This window comes from Streptomyces ossamyceticus, assembly GCF_001418475.1.
Taxonomy (GTDB): domain Bacteria; phylum Actinomycetota; class Actinomycetes; order Streptomycetales; family Streptomycetaceae; genus Streptomyces; species Streptomyces ossamyceticus.
The window spans coordinates 1-20,758 of sequence record NZ_LIQX01000156.1; the positions used below are offsets into that span (position 1 = coordinate 1).

General features: G+C 70.3%; 14 protein-coding genes. 3 read left to right on the forward strand and 11 right to left on the reverse strand.

The window, feature by feature from the left end; all coding sequences use genetic code 11:
- Positions 1 to 56: 56 nt before the first annotated feature.
- The 4 genes from AOK15_RS13185 to AOK15_RS13200 are packed head-to-tail and all read right to left on the reverse strand — an operon-like array spanning position 57 to position 7,933.
- Entirely contained in the window at positions 57 to 3,323 is a 3,267-nt protein-coding gene (locus AOK15_RS13185) for a sarcosine oxidase subunit delta family protein (RefSeq protein WP_055516148.1), read from the reverse strand.
- A 28-nt stretch (positions 3,324 to 3,351) separates the two neighbouring features.
- Positions 3,352 to 4,584 carry a sarcosine oxidase subunit beta family protein gene (locus tag AOK15_RS13190; protein WP_055516150.1) on the reverse strand — a complete coding sequence of 411 codons (1,233 nt, stop codon included), beginning with the start codon at positions 4,582 to 4,584 and terminating at the stop codon, positions 3,352 to 3,354.
- Between the two features lie 31 nt (positions 4,585 to 4,615).
- Positions 4,616 to 5,485, reverse strand: coding sequence for a bifunctional methylenetetrahydrofolate dehydrogenase/methenyltetrahydrofolate cyclohydrolase (locus AOK15_RS13195; protein ID WP_055516152.1), 870 nt, complete (start codon positions 5,483 to 5,485; stop codon positions 4,616 to 4,618).
- Positions 5,486 to 5,494: 9 nt separating this feature from the next.
- Entirely contained in the window at positions 5,495 to 7,933 is a 2,439-nt protein-coding gene (locus AOK15_RS13200) for a GcvT family protein (protein WP_055516154.1), read from the reverse strand.
- A gap of 647 nt (positions 7,934 to 8,580) precedes the next feature.
- Between AOK15_RS13200 and AOK15_RS13210 the strand changes: the two genes are divergently transcribed.
- Complete coding sequence (locus tag AOK15_RS13210) at positions 8,581 to 9,078, forward strand: peptidylprolyl isomerase (RefSeq protein WP_055516158.1); 498 nt, start codon at positions 8,581 to 8,583, stop codon at positions 9,076 to 9,078.
- 114 nt (positions 9,079 to 9,192) lie between these two features.
- On the opposite strand, the gene AOK15_RS13215 is transcribed toward AOK15_RS13210, so the two are convergent.
- From AOK15_RS13215 to AOK15_RS13230, 4 genes are read right to left on the reverse strand one after another with little or no spacing between them, the layout of a single operon-like run.
- Positions 9,193 to 10,170: an ABC transporter substrate-binding protein gene (locus AOK15_RS13215; RefSeq protein WP_055516160.1), complete on the reverse strand. Its 978-nt coding sequence runs from the start codon at positions 10,168 to 10,170 to the stop codon at positions 9,193 to 9,195.
- A gap of 13 nt (positions 10,171 to 10,183) precedes the next feature.
- On the reverse strand, positions 10,184 to 12,214 hold the full coding sequence (locus AOK15_RS13220) for an ABC transporter permease (RefSeq protein WP_055516162.1): 2,031 nt from the start codon (positions 12,212 to 12,214) through the stop codon (positions 10,184 to 10,186).
- On the reverse strand, positions 12,214 to 13,302 hold the full coding sequence (locus tag AOK15_RS13225) for a quaternary amine ABC transporter ATP-binding protein (RefSeq protein ID WP_055516164.1): 1,089 nt from the start codon (positions 13,300 to 13,302) through the stop codon (positions 12,214 to 12,216). Before AOK15_RS13225 ends, AOK15_RS13220 begins: the two co-directional genes overlap by 1 nt.
- A 20-nt stretch (positions 13,303 to 13,322) precedes the next feature.
- Positions 13,323 to 14,792: an aldehyde dehydrogenase family protein gene (locus AOK15_RS13230; RefSeq protein ID WP_055516166.1), complete on the reverse strand. Its 1,470-nt coding sequence runs from the start codon at positions 14,790 to 14,792 to the stop codon at positions 13,323 to 13,325.
- 217 nt (positions 14,793 to 15,009) lie between these two features.
- Here AOK15_RS13230 and purU point away from each other — a divergent pair, with 217 nt between their 5' ends.
- Complete coding sequence (purU, locus tag AOK15_RS13235) at positions 15,010 to 15,882, forward strand: formyltetrahydrofolate deformylase (protein ID WP_055516168.1); 873 nt, start codon at positions 15,010 to 15,012, stop codon at positions 15,880 to 15,882.
- 150 nt (positions 15,883 to 16,032) lie between these two features.
- On the opposite strand, the gene AOK15_RS13240 is transcribed toward purU, so the two are convergent.
- Together AOK15_RS13240 and betA are read right to left on the reverse strand one after the other, a co-directional pair.
- The gene (locus tag AOK15_RS13240; RefSeq protein WP_055516170.1) at positions 16,033 to 16,869 is read right to left on the reverse strand and encodes a methylenetetrahydrofolate reductase; all 837 of its coding nucleotides are present in this window, start codon (positions 16,867 to 16,869) and stop codon (positions 16,033 to 16,035) included.
- 3 nt (positions 16,870 to 16,872) lie between these two features.
- Positions 16,873 to 18,543, reverse strand: a complete 1,671-nt coding sequence (betA, locus tag AOK15_RS13245; protein WP_055516173.1) for a choline dehydrogenase — start codon at positions 18,541 to 18,543, stop codon at positions 16,873 to 16,875.
- 200 nt (positions 18,544 to 18,743) lie between these two features.
- Here betA and AOK15_RS13250 point away from each other — a divergent pair, with 200 nt between their 5' ends.
- Positions 18,744 to 19,490, forward strand: coding sequence for an IclR family transcriptional regulator (locus tag AOK15_RS13250; protein ID WP_055516175.1), 747 nt, complete (start codon positions 18,744 to 18,746; stop codon positions 19,488 to 19,490).
- 11 nt (positions 19,491 to 19,501) lie between these two features.
- Here the strand turns inward: AOK15_RS13250 and AOK15_RS13255 are convergent, their stop codons facing one another.
- Entirely contained in the window at positions 19,502 to 20,629 is a 1,128-nt protein-coding gene (locus tag AOK15_RS13255; RefSeq protein ID WP_055516176.1) for an aromatic ring-hydroxylating oxygenase subunit alpha, read from the reverse strand.
- Positions 20,630 to 20,758 lie beyond the last annotated feature (129 nt).

A 20,758-nucleotide genomic window follows, 5' to 3' on the forward strand; every position in this document is an offset into this window, starting at 1 on the left:
GTCCTCACCTCCGCGCCCCGCCGAGGGGGCTGCGGGGCGCGGAGGTGAGGACGGTGTCAGCCATCGCGGCGGGCTCCCTCGGGGTCGAAGAGGACGGGGCTTGCCACGGTCACCGGGACCAGCCGGTCGCCGACGGGCGCGTACAGCCGCTCGCCGATACGGTCCCGGCCGCCCTTGATCAGGGCGAGCGCGAAGGTCCGGCCGAGGGCGGCACTGCGGTAGCTGGAGGTGACATGGCCGAGCATCGGGACGGGCGGCGCGGGGAGCACGCTGTCGGCGACCAGGTGGGTGCCCTCCGGGAGGAAGGTGCCGGGGTCCTCGGGGAGCAGGCCGACGAGGTGCTTGCGGTCGGGGCGGGAGGTGTCGGCGCGGGCGTAGGAGCGCTTGCCGATGAAGTCGGGCTTCTTCTTGGAGACCGCCCAGCCCATGCCGAGGTCCTGCGGGGTGACCGTGCCGTCGGTGTCCTGGCCGATGATGGGGTAGCCCTTCTCGGCGCGCAGCACGTGCATGGTCTCGGTGCCGTAGGGGGTGATGCCGTGCGGGGCGCCGGCCTCGTACAGCGCCTCCCACAGGGCGAGGGCCTCCCACGGTGACACGTTGATCTCGTAGGCCAGTTCGCCGGAGAAGCTGATCCGGCAGACGCGGGCCTCGATCCCGGCGACGGTCGTCTCCCGCCACGCCATGAACGGGAAGTCGTCGTTGGCGACGGCCAGGTCCGGTGCGAGGGAGTCGAGGACGTCGCGGGAGCGGGGGCCGACCAGGGCGACGGTGGCCCACTGCTCGGTCACCGAGGTGCAGTGGACGCGCAGTTCGGGCCACTCGGTCTGGAGCCACTCCTCCATCCAGTCGAGGACGGTGGCCGCGTTGCCCGTGGTCGTGGTGACGAGGAAGCGGTCCTGGGCGAGACGGATGACCGTGCCGTCGTCGAAGACCATGCCGTCCAGGCGGCACATCACGCCGTAGCGGATCATGCCGACCTTCAGGGTGCTCATCATGTTGGTGTAGAGCCGGTCGAGGAAGACGGCGGCGTCCGGGCCCTGGACGTCGATCTTGCCGAGGGTGGAGGCGTCCATGAAGGCGACGCCCTCGCGGGCCGCCCGGCACTCGCGCAGCACGGCGGTCTCCATGTCCTCGCCGTCGTGCGGGTAGAACCAGGGGCGCTTCCATTGGCCGACGTTCTCGAAGAGGGCGCCGTGCGCGACGTGCCATTCGTGCAGGGCCGTCGTGCGGACCGGGTCGTGCAGGGCGCCCCGGTCGCGGCCGGCGAGGGCGGCGAAGGAGACGGGGGTGTACGGCGGCCGGAAGGTGGTCGTGCCGAGCGCGGAGACGTCCACGCCGAGCAGTTCGGCGACGACACCACTGGCGAGGACGCCGGACGTCTTGCCCTGGTCGTTGGCGGTGCCGGCGGTGGTGTACCGCTTGGTGTGCTCGACGGAGCGCATGCCGGCGCCGGTCGCGCGGGCCAGGTCGTCGACGGTGACGTCGCGTTGCAGGTCGACGAAGCGGGGGGCGCCGTCGCGGCCGGGGACGGTGAACAGGTGCTGGGGCGGTGTCGGACGGGGCTGTGCGGGCACCTGCGGGAGGCGGGGCGTCTCGGCCGTGTAGCCCTCGGCCTCGATCGCGCGGGCGCCGGCTCCGGCACCCTGCGCGAGGGCCCCGGCGAGGTCCGGTGTGCCGCTCGCGCCGCCCGCGACCTCGACGGCCTGGCGGCAGGTGTCGGGGACGAAGGTGCTGAGGGCCTCGTCGTGGCGGAGCCTGCCGCCGGCCTGGCTGAACAGGTGCGCCACCGGGTTCCAGCCGCCGGAGACCAGCAGCAGATCGGCGGCGAACTCCCGCCCGCCCTCGGTCTGCCCGTACGGGGCGACGGTCACGGCGGTGAGCCGGGGGTCGCCGTCGGTGCCGATGACGGCGTGGCCGGTCAGCACCTCGATGCCGGCCTCGCGGGCGCGCTCGGCCCACTCCCCCGCCTCGGGGCGGGTGTCGGCGATCGCCGCGACGTCCACGCCCGCAGCCAAGAGGTCCAGGGCGGCGGCGTAGGCGCTGTCGTTGGTGGTGAGGACGACCGCGCGCCGGCCGGGCAGGACGCCATGGCGGTGCAGATGGGCGCGGGCCGAGGCGGCCAGCATCACACCGGGGCGGTCGTTGTCCGCGAAGGCCAGGGAGCGCTCGTGGGCGCCGGTGGCGAGGACGACCCGGCGGGCGCGGATCCGCCAGACCCGCTCGCGGGACACGTTCTCGGGGGCGGCCGCGCCGAGGTGGTTGGTGCGACGCTCCACGGCGAGGAGGTGGTTGTCGTCGTAGTAGCCGAAGACGGTGGTACGGCTCAGGACGCGGACCTCGGGGGCGTCGCCGAGGCGGGCGGTGACCGTGTCGACCCAGTCGAGGTGTTCGCCGGTGTCCAGGAGGCTGCCGCCGGGCGCGGGCCGGTCGTCGGCGAGGATGACGCGGGCGCCGCTGCCGGCGGCCGCCGCGGCGGCCGCGAGGCCGGCCGGGCCCGCGCCGACGATCAGCAGGTCGCAGTGGGCGTGGACGGCGTCGTAGCGGGCGGGGTCCGGGGCGGTGGCGAGGCGGCCCTGGCCGGGGAGGCTGCTCGCGACGAGGCCGTCGTACAGCTCGACGGCGGTGGCGGGCAGCATGGGCTCGGGGAAGGGCTCCTCGATCTGGACGACCGCGTTGGGTTCCTCGACCCCGGCGGAGAAGATGCCGCGGGGGCGGCCGAGCTTGATGCTGGTGCCCGCCTCGACGACGCCGTTGGCGAGGAGCGCGGAGGCGAGGGTGTCGCCCCGGTGGCCCTGGTAGGTGATGCCGTCGAAGGTGAAGGTCAGGACCTCGTCGCGGTGGACGCGGCCCAGGGTGGGGTGGCGGAACGGCTGGGTCGGCCCGTCCCCGCCGGGGGCCGCGGCCTCGGGCGCCCCCGCCGCGGGGACGGCCTCCTCCACGGGGACGACCTCCCTCTCGGCGTGGACGGCCTCGGACGCGCGGGCCGGTGCGGCGGAGCTCGGCCGCGAACCGGCGGCGGGCGGCCGGGCGTCGACCGGGCTCGGCTCCACCGCCGCCGGGCGTTCCTCACCCGCCCGGTACACCGTCAGGATCTCGTTGGTCGCGGTGTCGCGGACGGCGTTGAACCAGCGGCGGCAGCCCGCCGCGTGGCTCCAGCGTTCGGCGAAGGGGCCCTTGGGGTTGTCGCGGAAGAAGAGGTAGCGCGCCCACTCCTCGTCGGTGAGGGCCGACGGGTCCTCGGGATAGGGGACGTGGGCCTGACCGCCGTAGTGGAACTCGGCCTCGTCGCGGGGCCCGCACCACGGGCAGGGGATGAGCAGCATGGTTCGGCTCCCAAGTGGTCCAGCGGTCCTAGTGGGCCACCGCGGCCGCGCCGTGCTCGTCGACGAGCGCGCCGGTGGTGAAACGGTCGAGCGAGAAGGGTGCGTTGAGGGGGTGGGGGGTGTCGTGGGCGATGGTGTGGGCGTAGACCCAGCCGACACCGGGGGTGGCCTTGAAGCCGCCCGTGCCCCAGCCGCAGTTGAGGTAGAGGTTGTCGACCGGGGTGAGGCCGACGATCGGCGAGGCGTCGGGGCTGACGTCGACGATGCCGCCCCAGGTGCGCAGGACGTGGGCGCGGGCGAAGACCGGGAAGAGTTCCAGGGCCGCCGACATCTGTTCCTCGATGATGTGGAAGGCGCCGCGCTGCGTGTACGCGTTGTAGGAGTCGATGCCCGCGCCCATCACCAGCTCGCCCTTGTGGGCCTGGCTGACGTACACATGGACCGCGTTGGACATCACGACCGTCGGGTGGACCGGTTCCAGCAGCTCGGAGACGAGTGCCTGCAAGGGGTGGCTCTGGAGGGGCAGTTCGATGCCCGCCATGGCCGCCAGGACCGAGGTGTGGCCTGCCGAGCAGAGGGCGACCTTTCCCGCGGCGATCGGGCCGAGCGTGGTCCGCACGCCGACCACCCGGCCGCCCACCACGTCCAGTCCGGTCACCTCGCAGTTCTGGATGATGTCGATACCGGCCGCGTCCGCGGAGCGGGCGAGGCCCCACGCCACATGGTCGTGCTTGGCGATGCCGGCGCGGGGCTGGTAGGTGCCGCCGAGGACCGGATAGCGCACGTCGGGCGAGGTGTTGACAATCGGGCAGACGTCCTTCACCCCGTCCGCGTCCAGCCACTCGGCGTCGACGCCGTTGAGGCGGTTCGCCTCCACGCGGCGCACGCTGTCGCGGACGTCCTGGAGGCTGTGGGCGAGGTTCAGCACACCGCGCTGGGAGAAGAGGATCGGGTAGTCGAGCTCGTCCGCCAGCCCCTCCCAGAGCTTGAGGGCGTGCTCGTAGATGCCGGCGCTCTCGTCCCACAGGTAGTTGGAGCGGATGATGGTGGTGTTGCGGGCCATGTTGCCGCCCGCGAGCCAGCCCTTCTCCAGCACCGCCACATTGGTGATGCCGTGGTTCTTCGCGAGGTAGTGGGCGGTGGCGAGGCCGTGTCCGCCGCCGCCGACGACGATCACGTCGTAGGACCGCTTCGGTTCCGGTGTGCGCCACAGCCAGTCGGGGTGCTCGGGGAGTTCGGCGCCGGGGGTACGGGGGCTCATCGGACGGCTCCGTCCACGGGAAGGGACAGGTTCATACGGGGTTCGCGTTCCTCTCGGCGGCCTCGACCACATTGGCGAGGAGCATCGCCCGTGTCATGGGGCCGACGCCGCCGGGCATCGGCGCGAGCCAGCCGGCCACCTCGGCGGCGTCCGGGTGCACGTCGCCGACCAGCCCGTCGTCGGTGCGGGTGATACCGACGTCCAGGACGGCCGCGCCGGGACGCAGCATGTCCTTGGTGATCAGTCCGGGCGAGCCGGCCGCGGCGACGACGATCTCCGCCTCGCGTACGTGCCAGGCCAGGCCCTTGGTGCCGGTGTGGCAGAGGGTGACGGTGGCGTTCTCCGACCTGCGGGTGAGGAGGAGCCCGAGGGGGCGTCCGACGGTGATGCCGCGTCCGACGACGCAGACGCGGGCGCCGGCTACGGGGACGTCGTACCGGCGGAGCAGTTCGACGATGCCGCGCGGGGTGCAGGGCAGCGGTGCCGGCTCGCCGAGGGTGAGCCGGCCGAGGTTGACGGGGTGGAGTCCGTCGGCGTCCTTGGCCGGGTCCATGCGTTCCAGGACGGCGCCCGCGTCCAGGTGGCGGGGCAGCGGCAGCTGGACGATGTAGCCGGTGCAGGCGGGGTCGGCGTTGAGTTCGTCGATGACGTCCTCGACCTGCCGCTGGGTGGCGTCGGCGGGCAGTTCCCGGCGGAGGGAGGCGATCCCCACCTGCGCGCAGTCCCGGTGCTTGCCGGCGACGTAGGCGCGGCTGCCGGGGTCGTCGCCGACCAGCACCGTGCCGAGCCCCGGCGGGCGACCGCCGCCGGCGGTCAGCTTGGCGACGCGTTCGGCGAGTTCGCGGCGGATGTCGCCGGCGGTCGCCTTCCCGTCAAGTGTCTGTGCGGTCTGTGCGGTCACCGGGACTCCTCACCCACGCAGACGGGACATCGACGGGTCGAACAGCGGCTCCTCGGCCACGACTGCCTCCACACGCTGGTCGAAGTACCCGATGTGCACGGTGGTCCCGGGCACCGCCACCTCCGTCGGCAGCCACGCGTAGGCGATGCCCTTGCCGATGGTGTAGCCGTACGCGGCGCTGGTGACGTAGCCGACGGCTCGGTCGCCGTCGTACACGGGCTCCTTGCCCATGACGACCGAGCGGGGGTCGTCGATGGTGAGGCAGGTCAGCCTGCGCCGCACGTCCTCCCTGCGGCGCTCCAGCGCGGCCTTCCCGATGAAGTCGCCCTTGTCGAGCTTGACGGCGAAGCCGACACCGGCCTCGTAGGGGTCGTGCTCGTACGTCATGTCGGTGCCGAAGGAGCGGTAGCCCTTCTCCAGGCGCAGGCTGTTGAAGGCCCCGCGGCCGGCGATGATGCCGCCGAGCGGCCGGGCCGCCGCCCAGAGGGTGTCCCACAGCTTCTGGCCGAGGTCGGCGGTGGTGTACAGCTCCCAGCCGAGTTCGCCGACGTACGACAGGCGCATGGCGGTCACGGGCACGGAGCCGATGTGGGCGCGCTTGGCGCGGAAGTACTTCAGCCCGTCGCCCGAGAAGTCCTCGTCGGTCAGCAGCTGGAGGACCTTGCGGGCCAGCGGGCCCCACAGGCCGACGCAGCAGGTGCCGGGGGTGATGTCGCGGACCTGGACCGTGCCGTCGGCGGGGAGGTGCCGGCCGAACCAGTCGAGGTCGAGGTTGCCGTTGGCGCCGACCTGGAAGAGGTCGCGGCCCAGGCGGGCCACGGTGATGTCGCTGCGGATGCCGCCGTCGTGGTCGAGGAGCAGGGTGTACGTCACCGAACCGACGGACTTGGCGACCTTGCTGGTGGTCAGCCGCTCCAGGAAGTCGGCGGCGCCGGGGCCGGTGACCTCCAGGCGCTTGAGGGCCGTCATGTCGTACATCGCGACCGTCTCACGGGTGACCTGCGCCTCGGCGCCGACGATCGGCGACCAGAACTGCGCGGCCCAGTCGTTGGGGGTGGGGATGCTGCGGCCCTCGACGAGGGACGCGTTGGCCTCGTACCACTGCGGGCGCTCCCAGCCGTTCGCCTCCAGGAAGAACGCGCCGTGCTCCTCCTGACGTGTGTGGAAGGGGCTCGTGCGGATCGGGCGGGGCTCTCCGGAGGGCTGGAGAGGGTGGAGGATGTCGTAGACCTCGACGAAGTTCCGGCAGTCGCGGGCCAGCACGTACTCGGGGCTGAGCTGGTGCGGCTCGAAGCGGTTGACGTCGCACTCGTGCAGGTCGAACGACGAGCAGTGGCCGTCGACGAGCCACTCGGCCATGGCCCGGCCGACGCCCGCGGAGTGGGTGACCCACACGGCCTCGGCGACCCAGAACCCCTTGATGTCGGGGGACTCTCCGAGGAGTGGGAAATTGTCGGTGGTGAAGGAGAACAGGCCGTTGATGCCCTCCTCGACCTTCGCGTCCTTCGTCGCCGGGAGCAGCGACTGGGTCTCGGTCCAGGCGTCGGCGAAGTCGTCCTCGGTGAACTTCAGGACCGAGGGCATCGGCTGCGCGTCGTCGAAGGAGCGGATGTCGTCGGCGGAGATCGGCATCGGGCGGTGGCCGTAGGAGCCGATGCCGATGCCGTCGAACCGGTCGCGGTAGTAGAGGTCGGCGTCCTGGTGCCGCAGGATCGGGCGGACCGCCTCCTCGGTCTGGCCGGCGAGCGCGGGGATCGGGCCGGTCCAGGCGAGCTGGTGGGCGAGCGGGGTGAGCGGGAGGTTCATACCTGCCATGCGGGCGATGCGCGGGCCCCAGATGCCGGCGCAGCACACCACGATGTCGGCCTCCAGGTCGCCCTGGTCGGTGCGGACGCCCGTCACCGCGCCGTCGGTCCGCAGGATGTCCAGGACCTCGTGACGGGCGAGGAAGCGTACGCCGCGCTCGGTGGCCCGGCGGATCTGCGCCTCGACGGCGAGGACGGCCTTGGCGAGGCCGTCCGTCGGGACGAGGAGGCCGCCGAGGACCCGGTCGGGGTCGACGAGGGGGTGCTGCTCGACGCACTCCTCGGCGGTCAGCAGCCGGGCCTCGATGCCCCAGGCGGTGACCCAGCCGTGACGACGGTGCAGTTCGGTCAGGCGTTCGGGGGTGGTGGCCACTTCGAGGCCGCCGACCTGGAGGAAGCAGGGCTTGCCGTCGACGTCGAGGGAGCAGAACTTCTCGACGGTGTAGCGGGCCAGCTCCGTCATGGTCTTGGAGGAGTTCGTCTGGAAGACCAGGCCCGGGGCGTGTGACGTGGAGCCCCCGGTGGCGGGGAGCGGCCCCTGGTCGACCACGGTCACTTCGGTCCAGCCGCGCGCGGAGATCTCGTCCGCGAGGGCCGCGCCAACGACGCCCGCTCCGATGATGACCACTCGGGGTCCCGCCATCGCCGCACCTCCGATTGAAAACTAGTCCAGCCGGTTCAGTTGCTGTCTGCGCAACATGGTTCAGGTTGCGCAACTCAATGTGCCTTCAGCGCAGGTGGGTGTCAAGAGGTTCAGGGAGGTGGGGCGGGGGACGCCTCCGCGCGTTCTGGGCGACTTCGATGCAAGGGGGCTGCGTGGTGAGAAGTCGTTCACGAGCAGGGGGCGGCTTCTAGGCAGGTGCACCGCTCGTGGTAGGTCAGAAAGAAGGCGGGGGACCAGGTGTCTTTGCGGCTGAGGTCGCCCCGCAGTCCGACGCTACGCGGCTACTGCACGCCCATGGACGTGCTCCCCTTCCCCTGGGAAAGGTGGCAGACACCATCAGGGGTGATAGGGACGTCCGCGCCGAGCAACGGCAGCGACCCCGTCGCGATCCACCCACCCGTGGCGAGTGCCGCGAGTACGGGACGCAGGCCCGGCCCGGCGGGCAGCCCGACCGTGGAAACGATCCGGTCGTACGTGCCCGGCACACACTCCGTCGCGTCCGCGGTGACGAACTCCCACCGACGCGGGACCAACTCACGCCGGGGCACGGCCGCCACCAACAGGCGTGCGCGACCTGTGGGTGGGCTCCCCGACGGTGCCGCTCAGGGGCGTGACAGCATACTCATATGTCTAGCAACGTATTCTTCGACATCACCATTGACGGCGACGCCGCCGGCCGCATCGTCTTCAAGCTGTACGACGACGTCGTCCCCAGGACGACGCAGAACTTCCGTGAGCTGGCCACCGGCCAGCACGGCTTCGGGTACGCGGGCTCCGGCTTCCACCGTGTCATCCCGGAGTTCATGCTCCAGGGCGGCGACTTCACCCGTGGCGACGGCACGGGCGGCAAGAGCATCTACGGCGAGAAGTTCGCCGACGAGAACTTCGCGCTCAAGCACGACAAGCCGTTCCTGCTGTCCATGGCGAACGCCGGCCGGAACACCAACGGTTCGCAGTTCTTCATCACCACGATTCCGACCCCGTGGCTCGACGGCAAGCACGTCGTCTTCGGCGAGGTCGTCGAGGGTCAGGACCTGGTCACGAGGATCGAGTCCCTGGGCTCCCAGTCCGGTGCCACCCGCGCGAAGATCGTCATCGCCTTCTCGGGCGTCGTGGGCGAGTAACACCACCCCTCCGGCCGGGGTCTGCCCGACCGCCGGTGGCCGGGCTGCGGCAGCCTTCGAGCTGCGGCAGCCCGGCCACGGGCCCTGGAGCAGGCCGTGCCGGCGCTCCTGGTACTACTTCGTCCAGGCGTCCACCTTCGCCCTGTTCGCCTCGACCCACTTCTTCGCCGCCGCCTCCGGCGCCATCTTGTCCACGGCGATGTACTTCGCCACGGTGTTCTGGTCCTCGTTCGTCCAGGTGAAGTTCTTGACCAGGTTGTACGCCGGGCTGTCCGACTTGGCGAACTTCGTGCTGACGATCTTGTCCAGCTCGTAGACGGGGTAGTCGCAGGCGACCTTCTCCGCGTTGGCGTCACAGCCGGTCTTGTACTCCGGCAGCTTCACCTTGACCAGGGGCACCTCGGCCATGAACCACTGCGGCTCGTAGAAGTAGCCGATCACCCATTCCTTGTCCTTCTCCGCCTTACGGAAGGCCTGGATGAGCGCGGTCTCGCTGCCGGCGTACACCACCTTGAAGTCCAGCTTCAGGTTCTTCACCAGGGCCTCGTCGTTGGTGACGAACGAGGGGTCGCCGTCGAGGAGCTGGCCCTTGCCGCCGGACTCGGAGGTCTTGAACTTGTCGGCGTACTTGTCGAGGTTGTTCCAGTCGGTGATGTCGGGGTGCGCCTTGGCGAGCCACGGCGGCACGTACCAGCCGATCAGGCCCTTGTTCCCGGTCGCACCGGCCTCGACGGCCGTCTTCTGGTCGGTGATGTACTTCTTCTTCAGATCGTCGTGGCCCCAGTTCTCGATGACGGCGTCGACCTCACCCGTCCCGAAGCCCTGCCAGGCAATCTCCTCCTTCAGGTCCTTCTTGGTGACCTTGCAGCCGAGGTCGTGCTCCGCGACGTACGCGACGACCGCCGCGTTGGCCTCGTAGCCCACCCACGGGTTCACGGCGAGGTTGAAGGTGCCGCACTTCCCGGAGTCGCCCGAACCGCCCGAGCCCGCCGAGTCCTCACCGACCTTCGCGCCGCCGCAGGCGGTCAGGGCGAGACCGAGGACGGCCGCTCCGGCCACGCCGGCTCTCCACTGTCGTACTTGTGTTGCCATGGTCAGTGCTCCTTTACGCGCTCACGCGTCGCGCCGCGGCCTGAGTGATTCGGTCGAACATGACTCCGAGGAGGACGATGGCGAACCCGGCCGCCAGGCCCTTCCCGTACAACTGCCCCTGGGCGAAGCCGGCCACGACGTCGTAGCCGAGGGCGCCCGCTCCTACCAGGCCGCCCACAACAACCATCGACAGCACGTAGATCAGGCCCTGATTGGTCGCGAGCGTCAGGGCACTGCGTGACATCGGCAGTTGAACCTTGGTGATGATCTGCCAGGTGTTGCACCCGGCGGAGGTGGCCGCCTCTACGGTGGCCTCCGGCACGGCCCGCACCCCATCCGCGATGATCTTGATGGCGACGGGTGCCGCGTAGACGATCGCGGCGACGATGGCCGTGAAGCGGGTCGCCCCGAACAGCGCGAGGAACGGCACGAGGTAGACGAAGGGCGGCATGACCTGCGCCGCGTCGAGGCTCGGCCGCAGCACCCGGTCCACCAGGAGGCTGCGCCCCATCCACACCCCGAAGACCATGCCGAGCACCATGACCAGCACGGTCGCCACGAGGGTGGAGGCCAACGTCGTCATCGCGTCCGACCACAGGCCCGTCCCCACCAGCAGAGCCACGCAGACGGCGGCGACGGCACCGGCCCTCCACCCGCCTAGCACCACGCCCAGCGCGATCAGCACGGCGGCGACGAGCCACCACGGCGAGTCGGTGAGCAGCGACTGGAACGGGTTGAGCAGACCGTAGGAGATGGCGTCCCGGAAGGCGTTGGTGAGGCCGGAGAAGCTGTCCTGCACCCAGGTCGTGGTGGTGTCGGCCGCCTTCACGATGGAGCTGCCGGTCGCGCCCTCGCCAGGGAACTCCGCCGCCCACACATAGGTGTGCGACATGTAGACGAGGACGGCCGCGACCACACCGCCCGCGGCCAGCAGCGGCTTCCGCCAAGTGGCGAACCGGCCGGTCGCGTGCCGGGCCGCCTCCTGACGGGCGCTCGCCGCGGTGGTCACCCGGTCGAGGACGATCGCCATGACGACGATGGCGAGGCCCGCGTTGAAGGCCGTGCCCACGTCGAGCGACTCCAGGGCCTGCATGACGGTCTTGCCGAGACCGGGCGCGTCGATCAGGGCGGCGATCGTCACCATGGCCAGGGCGGCCATGATCGACTGGTTGACGCCCATCACCACGGTCCGCTTGGACATCGGCAGCAGCACCTTCAGCAGCGCCTGCCGCCGGGTCGCGCCGAGCGAGTCGGCCGCCTCGACGGTGGTCTCGGGGACGGACCGGATGGCGTGCGCGGTGATCCGGATCGCGGGCGGCGACGCGTAGATGACGGTGGCGATGGTGGCCGAGGCGCCGCCGATGAGGAAGAACAGCGTCAGCGGGGCCAGGTAGACGAAGGTCGGCATCGTCTGCATGAAGTCCAGGAAGGGCGTCACGATCCGGTTGAACCGGTCGGACAGCCCCGCCCACACGCCGAGCGGGATCGCGAACAGCAGTGCCACGAGGACCGCGGAGACGGTGAGGGCCAGGGTGTCCATGCTCTCCTGCCACAGCCCCTGCAACCCGAAGAAGGTGAAGCCGGCCACGGCCAGCAGCGCCACCCGCCAGTTGCCCGCGGCCCAGGAGACGTAGCCGACGATGCCGACGACGCCGAGCCAGCCGATCTGCGGGAGGGGACGGCCGACGGAGGGCTGGGAGATCAGTTCCTGGACGAAGGTCACCAGGGTGTCGATGACCAGCCGGATCTCATTGAAGAAGTAGAGGAAGAGCGGGTTGGAATTGCGGTTGGCACCGATGGAATCGTTGAGGTCGTTGATCCAGCGGTGCAGATCCGTGAGGTCCGCGGCGGCGAGGGTGAGGGTCTGCCTGCCGCGCAGCAGGGCGAAGAGCACCAGCCAGACGACGACGATCGCCGCGACGACGGTGCCGCGTGAGACCTTCCGTGTGCGGGCGCCGGAGGCGGCGGCCGGGGGGACGGCGTCGGTCTTCAGCGGGGGTTCGGGCTTCTGCGGTTGTTCCGGCTTCTCCACGGCGACGGTCATCACATGCCGCCTTCCTGCCCGGCGACCACCGCGAGGATCTCCTCGTCTCCGACGATGCCGAGCAGCTCGCCGTTCTCGACGACCTTGACCGGCTTGTCCGCCGCCAGCACCGCGCGGGTCGCCTCGCGGACCACGACGTCCGGGCCCAGCTCGGGGCCGTCCAGGGCGTCGCCGTCGGCGACTGGCCGCATGATCCACCGCAGGGTGAGCACATCGCCGCGCGGGACGTCCTTGACGAACTCGCGGACGTAGTCGTCGGCGGGAGCGCCCACCAGTTCGTCGCCGGTGCCGCACTGGACCATCTTGCCGTCCCGCATGATGAGGATGCGGTCGCCGAGCTTGAGCGCCTCGGAGAGGTCGTGGGTGATGAAGACCATCGTCTTGCCGACCTCGTGGTGCAGCCGGATGACCTCGTTCTGCATGTCGCGGCGGATCAGCGGGTCGAGCGCCGAGAAGGGCTCGTCGAAGAAGAGGACGTCCGGGTCGCCGGCTAGCGCCCGGGCGAGGCCGACGCGCTGCTGCATACCGCCGGAGAGCTGGTCGGGGTAGGAGTTCTCGTAGCCGGAGAGACCGACGAGTTCGACGACCTCCAGGGCCCGCCTGGTCCGCTCCGCCTTGCTCATGCCGCGGATCTCCAGGCCGAACGCCACGTTGTCGACGACCCGGCGGTGCGGCAGCAGCCCGAAGTGCTGGAAGACCATGGAGAACTTGCTCCGCCTGAGGTCCCGCAGGCGCCTGGCGTCCGCCTCGCGGATGTCCTCGCCCTCGAAGACGAGCTCCCCGGAGGTGGGTTCGATCAGGCGGGTGAGACAGCGCACCAGGGTGGACTTGCCGGAGCCGGACAGGCCCATGACGACGAAGACCTCGCCCTTGCGGACGTCGAAGTTCACGTCGCGCACGGCCGCGGTGCATCCCGTGCGGTCCATGAGCTCACGGCGGGTGAGGCCGCACAGCTCCTCCGACTCCGGCACCCTGTCTGCTTTCGGCCCGAACACCTTCCACAGCCGGCGCACGGATATGACCGGGGTACCGTCCGAGTCCTGAGGTGTGCCGCGCCGCTGCGGTACCTCGGTCTGCGTTGGGGTCACGATCGACCTCTTTTCGGCGTTCAGCCGCGGAACCAGTGTTGCGGCCGGGGTTGGATGTTCTGCCAGATGTGCTTGGGCTCTCGGTACTCGTTCAGGCCGGTCGGTCCCAGCTCCCGGCCCACGCCCGAGTGCCCGAAGCCACCCCATTCCGCTTGCGGCACATAGGGGTGGTAGTCGTTGATCCACACCGTGCCGTGGCGCAGCCTGCGGGCGACCCGCTGGGCCTTGCCCGCGTCCTGCGTCCAGACGGCTCCGGCGAGTCCGTACTCGGTGTCGTTGGCGATGCGTACGGCGTCGTCCTCGTCGGTGAACCGCTCCACGGTGAGTACGGGCCCGAAGGACTCCTCATGCACCACGCGCATGTCCTGCCGGCACTCGTCGAGCACAGTCGGCGGGTAGAACCAGCCGTTCGCGAGGGCCGGGTCGGTGGGGCGTTCGCCGCCGCAACGCAGGACGGCGCCCTCGGCGAGGCCGGCCGCGACGTACGCCTCGACCTTCTCCCGGTGCTGGGCCGAGATCAGCGCGCCGGTCTCGGCCTCGTCGTCGAAGGGCCCGCCGAGCCGGATGAGCCGGGCGCGGCGGACGATCTCGTCGACGAGGCGGTCGTGCAGGGAGTCCTCGACGATCAGCCGGGCGCCGGCCGAGCAGACCTGCCCCGAGTGCAGGAACACGGCCGTGAGCGCGAAGTCCACGGCCGTCTCGAAGTCGGCGTCGGCGAAGATCACGTTGGGGTTCTTGCCGCCGAGTTCGAGGGCCACCTTCTTCACGGTCGCGGCGGCGGTGGCCATGATCCGCCTGCCGGTGTCCAGTCCCCCGGTGAAGGAGACCATGTCGACCCTCGGGTCCTCGGAGAGCGGGGCGCCCACCTCGGGGCCGGTGCCGAGGACGAGGTTGGCGGCCCCGGCCGGCAGCCCGGCCTCCGCCAGCGCCCGCATCAGCAGGATCGAGGTGGAGGGGGTCAGCTCGCTGGGCTTCAGGACGACGGTGTTGCCGGCGAGGAGCGCCGGGGCCACCTTCCAGCTGGCTTGCAGGAGCGGGTAGTTCCAGGGGGTGATGAGTCCGCAGACGCCGATCGGCTCGTACACCACACGGCTGACGGCGTCGTCGCGTCCGGTGTCGATCACCCGGCCGGCGTCGGTGCCGCCGAGACCGCCGTAGTAGCGGAAGCAGGAGACGACGTCGGCGATGTCGTACTCGCTCTCCACCAGCCGCTTCCCGGTGTCCAGCGACTCGGCGCGGGCGAATTCCTTCGCGTCACGCTCGATGATGTCGGCCGTGCGCAGCAGCAGTGCGCCGCGCTCCCGCTCGGGGGTGTGCGGCCACGGTCCCTCGTCGAAGGCGGCACGGGCCGCCGCGATCGCGGCCTCGGTGTCGGGTCGGGTACCTTCCGAGACGGTCGCGGAGAGCGAGCCGTCAGCGGGGCAGCGGATCTCCCGTCGCCCTCCGGCCATCGGATCCCGCCAGGTCCCCGCCACATACAGGTCTGCCACTCGCCAAGCCCTTCAGCTGAAGTGCGTTGCGCATCATGCATCCAATTGCTTGTGGTGGAACACCCTGTCGGGCGCCAAGACCTACGTCAAGAGGTTGGTGGATGACGATTCAGCCATGCGGACACTTGCGCGTCCACCCTTGACCGGGAGCGGCGTCAAGCCGACCATGTTGCGTATCGCTCACCTTGTTGTGCAATACGCACCGACGGAGGCTGTCATGTCCCCTCGACCGCACCCTGGCCGTGAGTACGTCCTCACCCTCTCGTGTCCCGACAGCGCGGGGCTGGTCCACGCGGTGAGCGGCTTCCTCGTGAGGAACTCCGGGAACATCCTGGAGAGCCAGCAGTTCGACGACCGGCTCCAGGGCCGCTTCTTCATGAGGGTCCACTTCGATGTCTCCGACCCGGACGCGGAGCTGAAGACGCTGCGGTACCGGTTCGGTCCGGTCGCCGAGGCGTACCGCATCTCCTGGGCCCTCAGCGAGGCGTCCACCCCGACCCGGACGCTCATCATGGTGTCCCGGTTCGGCCACTGCCTGAACGACCTGCTCTTCCGCAGCCGCTCCGGCGCCCTCAACATCGAGATCCCGGCGATCGTCTCCAACCACCGGGACTTCGAGGGGCTCGCGGACACCTACGGCATCCCCTTCCACCACGTCCCGGTCACACGGGACACCAAGGCCGAGGCGGAGGCGCGGCTGCTGGAGCTGGTGCGCGACCTCGACGTCGACCTGGTGGTGCTGGCCCGCTACATGCAGATCCTCTCCGACGACCTGTGCAAGCAGCTGGAGGGCCGGGCGATCAACATCCACCACTCCTTCCTGCCCAGCTTCAAGGGCGCCCGTCCCTACGACCAGGCCTACGACCGCGGGGTCAAGCTGGTCGGCGCGACGGCCCACTACGTGACCCCCGACCTGGACGAGGGCCAGATCATCGAGCAGGACGTGGTCCGCGTCGACCACTCGCTCGCCCCCAAGGACCTCGTCACCGTCGGCCGTGACGTGGAGGCACAGGTCCTCGCGCACGCGGTGAAGTGGCACAGCGAGAGCCGCGTGATGGTGGACGGCAACCGCACGGTGGTCTTCCGCTGAGAGCGGGCACGGAGGCGGGCGGGGCTGGATCTCCAGCCCCGCCCCTTTCGTATACGGCCTGCGGGGGTGGCCGCGCATACGGCCCGCGCACGTGTGCCCCTGTTCACGGCCCGCGTGCGGGTTTCCCTGTTCACGGCCCGCCGGGGTGTGTCAGCCGTCGAGCCGGTCCAGCAGGGTGCGGCGCCAGGCCTCCGTCTCGGCGATCTGGTTGAACGTGAACAGGTGCAGCCCCGCCACCCCCGCCGAGGGCCCGGTGAGGGCGCCCTCGGACCGGGTCAGCAGGGCCTCGGGCGAGTAGCCGCCGGGCGCGGCGAAGCGCAGGAACCACAGGGGGTGCCTGGCGAGGAACCGCGTCGACTCCCCCACCCCGATCTTCGTCGCCATGGCCAGCAGCTTCGCCCGCTGCACGGGGCCGGCGACGCCCACGTGGACGGGCAGCTCGACGCCCCTGCCCCGCACCCGGGCGATCCACTGCCCGAGCACCCGCGGGTCGAAGCAGAGGTTGCTCACGACGTACGTGGCGTGCTCGCGCTTGTCCCACATGGCCTGGACGGTGATGTCGTCGTGGATCAGCGGATGGCTCTCGGGGTAGCCGGTGACGCCGACCTCGGCGAAGGGCCGCCCCAGCTCACCGAGGCGGCGCAGCACGGGGAGCGCCCCGTCGTACGTACCGGCCGGCGGATCGGCGTCGCCGGCCGGGACGAAGACGTCGTCGACACCCCACTCGCGGAGCCGGTCGACGGTCTCCTTCAGGTGCGCGTCGTCCCGCAGCAGCCGTGCGGGCACATGCGGGACCACGCGGTAGCCGTGGGCGGCGAGCCGCGCGGTGAGGTCGAGGGTCGGCTCCAGGCCCTTGACGGGGGACGCCGTGACGGTGACGACGACGTCGCGCGGCACATGGGCGAGGACCTTCTCCTCCGTCGCCCTGGCGGGCAGCACCTCGTAGCGGACGCGGCGCAGCAGCGCACTGAGTCCCGGGGCGGTCAACCTCTACCCCGCCGACTTCTGGGCGTCGCGGTGGCGGTAGTAGGCGGCCTTGGAGGCGGGCAGCGGCTCCTTGCCGAGGATCAGGTCGGCGGCCTTCTCCGCGATCATCATCACGGGCGCGTAGATGTTGCCGTTGGTGACGTACGGCATGACGGAGGCGTCCACGACACGCAGGCCCTCGACGCCGTGCACCCGCATGCTGGTGGGGTCGACGACGGACATCTCGTCGGTGCCCATCTTGCAGGTGCAGGACGGGTGCAGGGCGGTCTCGCCGTCCTTGGCGACCCAGGCGAGGATCTCCTCGTCGCTCTCGACGGACGGTCCGGGCGAGATCTCCCCGCCGTTGTAGGGGGCGAGCGCGGGCTGGTTGAGGAGGTCGCGGGCCACGCGGACCGCCTCGACCCATTCGCGGCGGTCCTGCTCGGTGGAGAGGTAGTTGAAGCGCAGCGCGGGGTGTTCGCGCGGGTCCTTGCTCTTGATCTTCACGGAGCCGATGGCGTCGGAGTACATGGGTCCGACGTGCACCTGGTAGCCGTGGCCGCCGGCCGGTACGGAGCCGTCGTAGCGGACCGCGATCGGCAGGAAGTGGAACATGAGGTTGGGGTAGTCGACGTCGTCGTTGCTGCGGCAGAAGCCGCCGGCCTCGAAGTGGTTGGTGGCGGCGGGCCCCTTGCGGAACAGCCACTGGAGCCCGATGAAGGGGGCGCGCCACTTCGCCAGGTACGGCTGCATGGAGACGGGCTGCTTGCAGGCGTACTGGATGTAGACCTCCAGGTGGTCCTGCATGTTCTCGCCGACGCCGGGGAGGTCGTGGACGACGTCGATGCCGAGGGCGCTCAGCTCCTCGGCGTTGCCGACGCCGGAGAGCTGGAGCAGTTGCGGGGAGTTGATGGCGCCGCCGCACAGGATGACTTCCTTGGCGCGGACCTGCTTCGGGGCACCCTTGCCGCGCTGGTACTCGACGCCGACGGCCTTCTTGCCCTCGAAGAGGACGCGGGTGACGAGGGCGCGGGTGGTGACCGTGAGGTTGGGGCGCTTCCGGGCGGGCTTGAGGTAGGCCTTGGAGGCGGAGAGCCGGCGGCCGCGGTGGACGTTGCGGTCGAACTTGGCGAAGCCCTCCTGCCGGAAGCCGTTGACGTCGTCCGTGGGGGCGTGGCCCGCTTCCTCGGTGGCCTTGAGGAAGGCGGTGAACAGCGGGTTGGTGGCGGGGCCGCGTTCGAGGACGAGGGGGCCGTCGTGGCCGCGGAACTCGTCGTCCGGGTCGGCGGCGAGACAGTTCTCCATGCGCCGGAAGTACGGCAGGCAGTGCGCGTAGTCCCAGCTCTCCATGCCCGGGTCGGCCGCCCAGCGCTCGTAGTCCATGGGGTTGCCGCGCTGGAAGATCATGCCGTTGATGCTGCTGGAGCCGCCGAGCACCTTGCCGCGCGCGTGGTAGACGCGTCGGCCGCCCATGTGGGGCTCGGGCTCCGACTCGTACTTCCAGTCGTAGAACCGGCTGCCGATCGGATACGTCAGCGCCGCGGGCATGTGGATGAAGACGTCCCACGGGTAGTCGGACCGGCCGGCCTCCAGGACCAGCACACGGTTGGCCGGGTCCGCGGAGAGTCTGTTCGCCAGTGCGCTGCCGGCCGAACCGCCGCCGACGATGACGAAGTCGTAGTGCAGGGGAGCCATGGTGCCTCGTCTCGCTCGCGCCATCGGTACGCGAGGCATGCTAGACCGGTATCGCAATACGCACCAGGTTGCGAGCAACGCAACTTGTCCAGGTGAGTTTCGCGCCTGTTACTTGCAATCGTGTTGTTTACTGCGCGTATAGTTTCGTTGTGAGCAACCACAGGCAAGACACCGAAACCTCGAATTCACAGTCCGGTGGAGTGCAGTCGGTCGACCGCGCCATCAGCGTCCTGGAGATCCTGGCCCAGCGCGGGGAGGCGGGCGTCAGTGAGGTGGCCGCCGAGATCGATGTTCACAAGTCCACCGCGTTCCGTCTGCTCGGCGCCCTGGAGGCGCGCGGCCTGGTGGAGCAGTCGGGCGAGCGCGGCAAGTACCGGCTCGGCTTCGGCATCGTACGCCTGGCCGGCGCGGTCACGGCCCGTATCGACATCACCCAGCAGGGCCGCCCGGTCTGCGAGCGGCTCGCCGAGGAGATCGGCGAGACCGTCAACATCGCGGTGCTCCAGGAGCACTACGCGATCAACCTCTACCAGGTGCGCGGCCCCGGAGCGGTGACCGCGCACAACTGGGTCGGCCAGCTGACCCCGCTGCACGCCACGTCGAGCGGCAAGGTGCTGCTGGCGTATCTGCCCGCCCAGGAGCGCGCCGCGCTGCTGGCCGAGGCGGGTCTGAAGAAGGTCACGCCGCACACCATCACCTCGAAGACCAGGCTGGAGAAGCATCTGGCGGAGGTGCGGGAGGCCGGCTACGCCTGGACCCAGGAGGAGTTGGAGATCGGCCTGCACGCCATGGCAGCCCCGGTCCTCGACCGGGAGGGACAGGTCATCGCTGCGGTCACCGCCTCGGGACCCTCGTACCGGTTCACCGAGGAGCGGATGCGGGAGCTGGCCCCGGTCCTGATCAAGGGCGCCGAGGAGATCAGCCACCGGATGGGTTACCTGGGCTGACCCCCGGCCCGCTAGGACCGGCCGCCGAGGCGTTCGCCGACCCAGTCGTGGAAGGCGCCGATGTGGTGCTCGCTGGGCACCAGGACGCCGCCCTTGGCGTACATCCGGGAGCTCATGCCCGGCTGTGTGCGTTCGCACGCGTCGAAGTCCTGCCGGTTGACCCGGTCGAAGAGTTCCACGGACCGGCTGACGTCCTTGCCGCTCTCCACGACGTGCGGCAGGTAGAGCCAGTCGCACTCGACGATCGTGCGGTCGACGGCCACCGGGTACATCCGGTGGAAGATGACGTGGTCGGGGACGAGGTTGATGAAGACCTGCGGCTTGACGGTGATCGCGTAGTAGCGGCGGTCCTGGTCGTCCGAGACGCCGGGGATGCGGTCCAGCCCCTCGGAGCCGTCGACGGTGAAGCCCCGCACCTCCTCGCCGAACTCCGCGCCGTGGCCGACGTAGTACTGGGCCGCGTAGCCGTCCGCGAACTCGGGGAGCACCTCGGTGAGTTCCGGGTGGATCGTGGCGCAGTGGTAGCACTCCATGAAGTTCTCGATGATGAGCTTCCAGTTGGCCTTGACGTCGTAGACGATCCGCTTGCCGACGGAGAGGTTGTCGATGTCGTAGCGGTCGATGGACGCGACGTCGCCGAGCCGCTCGACGACCGCGCCCATCACGTCCTCCTCGAAGGAGGGCGGGTTCTCCGCCAGGCACACCCAGACGTAGCCGAGCCATTCGCGCACGGCCACGCTGACCAGGCCGTACTCGGTGCGGCCGACGTCGGGCATCTTGGTGAGGTTGGGCGCCGCGACGAGCTTGCCGTTCAGGTCGTACGTCCAGGCGTGGTACGGGCACTGGAAGGCCCGCTTGACCTCACCGGTCTCCTCCGTGCAGAGCTTGGCGCCACGGTGCCGGCAGACATTGAAGTAGGCGCGGATCGAGTTGTCCCGGGCGCGGGTGACGAGGATGCTCTCGCGGCCCACGTCGACGGTGCGGAACGCGCCGGGCTTCGCCAGTTCGGAGGCGCGCGCGACGCAGAACCACATGGTCTCGAATATGTGCTCCTGCTCCTGGGCGAAGATCTGCGGATCCGTGTAGGAGGAGCCGGGGAGGGTGGCGATCAGGCTGTCCGGCAGGCTGGTCGAGGTCACGGTGCACTCCTCGGGAAACGTCGTGGATCGGACTGTCACGCGCCGGGAAGAGCCACTCCGGACGGCGTTGTGTGTGGAGCAACGCTGCGCGCCATGAGGAACCGCAGCTTGGGGTGGTGCGACTGCGGT